The sequence below is a fragment of the Streptomyces sp. AF1A genome, assembly GCF_047340315.1.
Taxonomy (GTDB): domain Bacteria; phylum Actinomycetota; class Actinomycetes; order Streptomycetales; family Streptomycetaceae; genus Streptomyces.
On record NZ_JBLEBI010000027.1, the window covers coordinates 52,004 to 58,322 of the forward strand.

Annotated in this window: 5 protein-coding genes; 4 read left to right on the top strand and 1 reads right to left on the bottom strand. The window is 75.3% G+C overall.

What is annotated here, in order from left to right; genetic code table 11:
- On the bottom strand, positions 1-873 hold the full coding sequence (locus ACLU3S_RS11685; protein WP_413951709.1) for a hypothetical protein: 873 nt from the start codon (positions 871-873) through the stop codon (positions 1-3).
- Positions 874-1,186: 313 nt separating this feature from the next.
- Here ACLU3S_RS11685 and ACLU3S_RS11690 point away from each other — a divergent pair, with 313 nt between their 5' ends.
- The 4 genes from ACLU3S_RS11690 to ACLU3S_RS11705 form a co-directional block, all read left to right on the top strand.
- Positions 1,187-3,028, top strand: a complete 1,842-nt coding sequence (locus ACLU3S_RS11690; RefSeq protein ID WP_413951710.1) for a fatty acyl-AMP ligase — start codon at positions 1,187-1,189, stop codon at positions 3,026-3,028.
- On the top strand, positions 3,025-4,791 hold the full coding sequence (locus ACLU3S_RS11695) for an acyl-CoA dehydrogenase (RefSeq protein ID WP_413951711.1): 1,767 nt from the start codon (positions 3,025-3,027) through the stop codon (positions 4,789-4,791). Before ACLU3S_RS11690 ends, ACLU3S_RS11695 begins: the two co-directional genes overlap by 4 nt.
- Positions 4,792-4,819: 28 nt before the next feature.
- A complete protein-coding gene (locus tag ACLU3S_RS11700; protein ID WP_413951712.1) occupies positions 4,820-5,110 on the top strand; it encodes an acyl carrier protein in 291 nt (96 codons plus the stop codon).
- Positions 5,110-6,319: polyketide synthase (locus tag ACLU3S_RS11705; protein ID WP_413951713.1), on the top strand; the 1,210-nt coding region annotated here is incomplete at its 3' end. The genes ACLU3S_RS11700 and ACLU3S_RS11705, both read left to right, overlap by 1 nt.

The window sequence follows — 6,319 nt, forward strand, 5'->3', positions numbered from 1 at the left end:
TCAGTACTGCCGGCCGTAGGGGCCGGGCATGCCGGGCTGCTGTCCGGCGGGGCAGGCACTGGCGAGGATCGCGGCCGCGATGGGCAGCATCTGCTGCATGTAGGGAGCGGTCTGGCTCATGGCCGAGCCGATGCCGCCCCAGACGTCCTGCGGGCCGGTCTGCTGGTGGCCGTACTGGCCTTGCGGCACGCCCTGCTGGCCGGCGTACTGCGGCACGCCCTGCTGGCCCGGCATGCCCTGCTGCTGTGCGGCGTGGGACGCGTTCAGCATGGCGAGTGCGATGGGGACGAGCGGGCCGAAGGCCTTGGCCACGTGTTCGACGGTCGGGGCGGCCGAGTTGAAGGCCGAACCGATGCCGCCCCAGACGCCCTGCGCGCCGGTCTGCTGGTGGCCGTACTGACCTTGCTGGCCGTACTGGCCCGGCATGCCCTGGTGCGTTCCGGCGTGGGAGGCGCCGGCGAGGATCGCGGCCGCGACGGGCAGCATCTGCTGCATGTAGGGAGCGGTCTGGCTCATGGCCGAGCCGATGTCCCCCCAGATGTCCTGGGGGCGGAACTGCTGGTGGCCGTACTGGCCTTGCTGGCCGTACTGGCCTTGCTGGCCGAAGTGGCCGTACTGGCCCTGCTGGCCGGGCATGCCCTGCTGCTGTCCGGCCGGGGAGGCGTTCAGCATGCCGACGATGTCGGAGATCGTCTTGACCGTCTGCGCGACCTGCTGGACCGTCTGGGCCGTGTGCTGCGGTGTGCCGAGGCTGTCCCAGAGGTCCTGGGGGCGGGCCTGATGCCCCGCCGGGAACGGTCCGTACGACTGCGCTTGCCCGTACGTTCCCTGGCCCGCGGCGCTGGCAGACTGGAACGGCGAATAGACCGACAAGGGTTCCTCCTGGGAGATGGGCGGTGCTCGGCGGGGGGTGCCCGGCGAGCACCAAACGTGGATCAAACACAGGCAAAACGGACGTTACGGTCGGCGTGTCGTACCGGCAACTCGAGGTCTGCCCCGGACAATGGCGGCGCCCGCCGTCCCGCACCGCGCGGTGACGGGCCGTACGACGCCGCGACCGGGCTCCCCGCATCCCCCTTCCGCCGCTCCAAGCGGCCCTTTAGCGGCAGGTCCGACCATGCACAGCAGGCATGGGGCCGTACTCCGGACGGGGGAGTGCGGCCGGTCATCGTCGCGAGGGGGAGCGATGTCGAACCTGTCCACCACCGGGCCGGTCACGTTCACCGATGTGCTGTGCGAGCGGATCGCGGAGCGGCCGGACGCCGAGGCGCACGTCGAGCTGCGGCATCGCGGCGCGGCGGTCGGCCCGGTACGGCTGTCGTACGGCGAACTCGGCCTGCGGGCCCGCCGTATCGCCTCGGTGCTGCAGGAGCGCCGGGCCGGCGGGACCCCCGTGCTGCTGCTGTACGCCTCCACCGCGGAGTTCCTCAGCGCCTACGCGGGCTGCCTGTACGCGGGCGCGGTGGCCGTGCCCGCGCCGCTGCCGGACGGCGCCGGCGGTCACGGGCGGCGCGCGGACCGGGTGCGGGCGATGCTGGACGACACCGGCGCGCGCCTGGTGCTGACCGAGGCCGCGAGCGCGCCCCAGGTCTCCCGGTGGCTGGCCGACGCGCGGCGGGACGGCGTCGACTGCCTGGCCACCGACCGGCCGGAGCTCGGCGACCCGGCCGCCTGGCAGCCGGTGCGCACCCGCCCCGACGACCTGGCGTTCCTGCAGTACACCTCGGGCTCCGTGCGCGATCCGCGCGGGGTGATGGTGTCCCACCGCAACCTGATGGACAATCAGCGGCTGCTGCAGCAGGTGCTGGGGACCAATGCGCAGGATCGTTTCGGCGGATGGTTGCCGCACTACCACGACATGGGCTTCATCGCGCATCTGCTGCACCCGGTCTGGCTGGGCGGCATGTCCGTGCAGATGGCGCCCGAGTCCTTCGTCCGGCAGCCGATGCGCTGGCTGCGCGCCATCGACACCTACGGCGTGACCGTCGGCGGCGGCCCCAACTTCTGCTACGACCTGTGCGTCGACCGCATCCCCGAGGCGGAGGCCGCCTCCCTCGACCTCTCCCGCTGGCGGCTGGTGCTCAACGGCGCGGAGCCGGTACGGCCGCACACCCTGCGCCGGTTCGCCCGGCATTTCGCGGTCGCCGGGCTGCGGGCCTCGGCCGGGTACCCGTGCTACGGGCTGGCCGAGGCGACCCTGCTGGTCTCCGGCGGCGCGCCCGGCGAGCCCTGGCGCACGCGCGCGGCCGACCCGGAGGCACTGGAGCGCGGGCGGCTGGCCGAACCGCAGGGCGCGGAGGCGGTGGCCGGGGCGCGGGAGCTGGTCGACTGCGGGCCGGTCACCGGGTACGACGTGCGGATCGTCGAGCCCGAGGAGCGCAGGGAGCTGCCCGCGGGCCGCGTCGGGGAGATCTGGCTGCGCGGCGACAGCGTGGCGATGGGCTACTGGAAGCGCCCCGAGGAGAGCGAGGAGACCTTCCGGGCGACCCTGGACGACGGCGAGACGGGGTTCCTGCGCACCGGCGACCTGGGTGTCCTGGCCGACGGCCGGCTGTACGTCACGGGCCGGCTGAAGGAGCTGATCATCCTCAACGGCCGCAACCTGTACCCGCAGGACGTCGAGTGGACCGTGCGGGAGGCCGCCGCCGGGCTGCGGCCCGGCGCCGCCGCCGCGTTCTGCGTCGACGCGGGCGGGCGCGAGCAGCTCGTGGTGGTGCAGGAGACCCGCGCCGAACTCGAGGACGCCGGCCGGACGAACAGGCTCGTCCGGCGCCTCCAGGAGGCCGTCGGCGCCGAGTGCAACGCCCCGCTCGCCAACCTGCTCCTGGTGCGCCCCGGCACGGTGCCGCGCACCACCAGCGGCAAGGTGCGCCGCGCGGAGACCCGCCGCATGCTGCTGTCCGGTGAACTGCAGGCCGTCCACCAGGTCCTGGACCCGGCGGTGCGGGACCTCCTGGGCGCCCGCCGCACCGCGCTCGGCGAGGACCTGCTGCTGCCCGAACCGGCCGGTGGTGGCGGCCGGTGGTGAGCGCGGCGCTCGCTCAGACGCCGGGCACACCCGCACCGTCGTGCGGCGACCCCGCGCCGGGCCGGGCCCGTGCCGCGCGCGTCGAGGCGGCGCTCGGCGACCCCACCGACCCCGCCAACCCCTACGGGTACGCCGCGCTGCTCACCGCCGACCGGCTGGCCGAGCGGTTCGACGCCGGTGAGGAACTGCTCGACTCCCTCGGCACGCCCGCCGAGTTCGTGCCCGCCGGGCTCGGCGGGCGGCTGTGCTCGTACGAGGATCTGGTCGCCGTCATGCGGCCCGTGTTCCGGCGGGACGTCGGGCTCGCCATGGGCTACGGGATGATGAGCTGGATGGCCGCCTCCGACGTGTGGCTGGCCGGCACCGAGGACCAGCGTGCGTGGGTCGCCCGGCTGCTGCTCGGCGGCGGCAAGGCCGCCATCGCGCAGCACGAGACCGCCCACAGCAACGACTACGTGCGCAGCGGGGTGACCGCCCGCCGCACCCCGGACGGCCTGGTGCTGGGCGGCGCCAAACCGCTGATCAACAACCTGGAACGGGCCCACGCGCTGGTGCTGTTCTGCCGCACCGGCGACGAGGGCGGCAGCCGCAGCCACTCGGCGCTGCTGCTGCGCCCGGACGCCCTGCCCGCCGACCGGGCCGCGCTGCTGCCCCGCCGGGTGGCCGTCGGCCTGCGCGGCTGCCGGTTCGCCGGGCTGGAGTTCGACGCGTGCCCGGTACCGGAGACGGCGCTGCTCGGCCCGGAGGGCACCGGAGTGGCCACCGCCCTGCGCTCCTTCCAGCTGAGCCGCACGGTCATCGCCTCCTGCGCGGTCGCGGCCGTGGACACCGTCCTGCGCACCGCGGTGATGTTCGAGCAGTCGCAGACCTCACCGGCCCGGTCCGGCCGCCGCACCGACGCCGCCCGCGCCTCGGCCTCCACCACCGGCGCGTTCGTGAACCTGCTGCTGTACGACAGCCTCGCGGTGTTCGCGCTGCGCGCCCTGCACCTGCTGCCGGAACAGACCAGCGTCTACTCGGCCGCCCTGAAGTACCTGCTGCCCAGGGTGCTCATCGAGACCATGTACGACCTGTCGACCGTGCTCGGCTCCGGCATCTACGCCCGCGAGGGCTCGCTGGGCATCTTCCAGAAGCACATCAGGGACGTCCCGGTGCTGAGCCTCGGCCATGCGGGCACGGCCGCCTGCCAGGCCACGATCATCCCCCAGCTGTTCCGGCTCGCCCGCACCTCCTGGGGCAGCGCCCAGCCGCCGCCCGGCGCCCTGTTCCGGCCCGGCGACCCGGTGCCGCCCACGGCGGCGGACCGGCTGCGGCTGGCGTCGGGGCACGAGTCGCTCACCGCCTGCCTGCCGTCGGCCGCCGACGGCGTCCCTGGCGCCGGCCCGGCGGAGCGGGCGCTCGCCGCGTACGCCCGGGCGCTCGCCGCGGAACTGGCCCACCTGCGCGCGCGGGTGCGCGGCCTGGAGCGCGGTGCGCGCCCCGGCGTCTGGCCGGCCGCCGGATTCGCGCTGGTCGACCGCCATGCGCTGCTGCTGGCCGCCGCCGCCGTGCTCGGCGTGTGGCGGCAGGCCGGGCGCGGCGGCGACCCCTTCCTGGCCGACGCGTCCTGGGCGGCCGCGGCCCTGCACCGGGTGGCCCGCAGGCTCGGGCTCCGGGTCGCCGACCTGCCCGCGCAGTGCACCGCCCGGATCCGGCACGAGGTGCAGCTCCGCTACGGCGCCCAGCTCAGCTACGACCTCTACACCACCCCAGTGAGCGGCTGACCCCGCGTGCTCGCGAAGGAGTTCCACGATGACCGCACCCGCGCACCGGCCCACCACGCCCGGCACCTCCCTGGAGCGGTGGCTGCTGGACCGGCTCGCCGCGTATCTGCACCGGCCGGCCGAGACGATCGACCCGGACGTGCCGCTCGCCGACTACGGCGCCGACTCCGTGGTGGCGCTCAGCCTGTGCGGTGACCTGGAGGACGAGTGGGGCGTCGAGGCCGAGCCGACCCTGCTGTGGGACCACCCCACGGTCGGGCGGCTGCTGGCCCATCTGCCGGTGGCGCACCCGGACGCCTTCGACGGCGGGGAGCGCTGATGGGCGACATCGCGATCACCGGCATCGACTGCCTCTTCCCGCGCGCCCACGGCGCCGACGCCTACTGGGAGTTGCTGCTGGGCTCGGGCGACGCCATCGGCGCCGTGCCCCCGGGGCGCTGGGACCCGGCCGTCCACCCCGAGGTCGCGCGGGGCGGCTTCGCCGACGGCATCGACGTATTCGACCACGCCTTCTTCGCCGTGCCGCCGCGCGAGGCCGCCGCCATGGACCCGCACCAGCGGCTGCTGCTGCCGTGCGTGTGGCGGGCGATCGAGGACTCCGGGATCTCCCCGGTCGCCCTCGCCGGCAGCGACACCGGGGTCTACGTCGGCGTGATGGGCGGCGAGTGGGGCCGGCTGACGCTGTCCGGGCGGGACCGGCCCACGCCCCAGCTGGGCGCGGGCAGCAGCACCGGGATGATCGCCCACCGGGTCTCGTACCACCTGGACCTGCACGGCCCGAGCCTCGCCGTGGACACCGCCTGCTCCTCGTCGCTGGTCGCCGTGCACCTCGCGGTGGGCGCGCTGCTCACCGGCGAGTGCTCGACCGCCGTCGCGGCCGGCGTCAACCTGGTGCTCTCGCCCACGCTCGGCCTGGTCTACCAGCAGCTCGGGCTCGCTGCCCCGGACGGGCGGTGCAAGCCGTTCGCGGCCGACGCCGACGGCATCGGCCGCGCCGACGGGGTGGGCGCGGTGGTGCTGCGCCGGCTCGAGGACGCGGTCGCGGACGGCAGCCGGGTGTACGCCGTGATCCGGGGCAGCGCCGTCAACCAGGACGGCCGCAGCAACGGGGTCACCGCGCCCAGCCGCTGGTCCCAGCAGAAGGTGCTGCAGGCCGCCCACCGCCGGGCCGGGATCTCCCCGGACCAGGTGCGCTTCGTGGAGGCGCACGGCACCGGGACGGTGCTCGGCGACGCCATCGAGTGCGCGGCGCTGGGCGCGGTGCACGGGGTGCGGCGGGCCGAGCCGTGCGCGATCGGCTCGGTGAAGGGCAACCTCGGCCACACGGAGGGCGCCGCGGGAATCGCCGGGCTGATCAAGGCGGCGCTGGCGCTGCACCACCGCATCGTGCCGGCCAGCCGCCACGCCGAGCGCGAGAACCCGCGGCTGCGGCTCGCCGAGCGCGGGCTCAGGCTGCTCAGGTCGCCGCTGCGGCTGCCGCGCGGCGAGACGGTGGCCGGGGTCAGCAGCTTCGGGATGGGCGGCACCA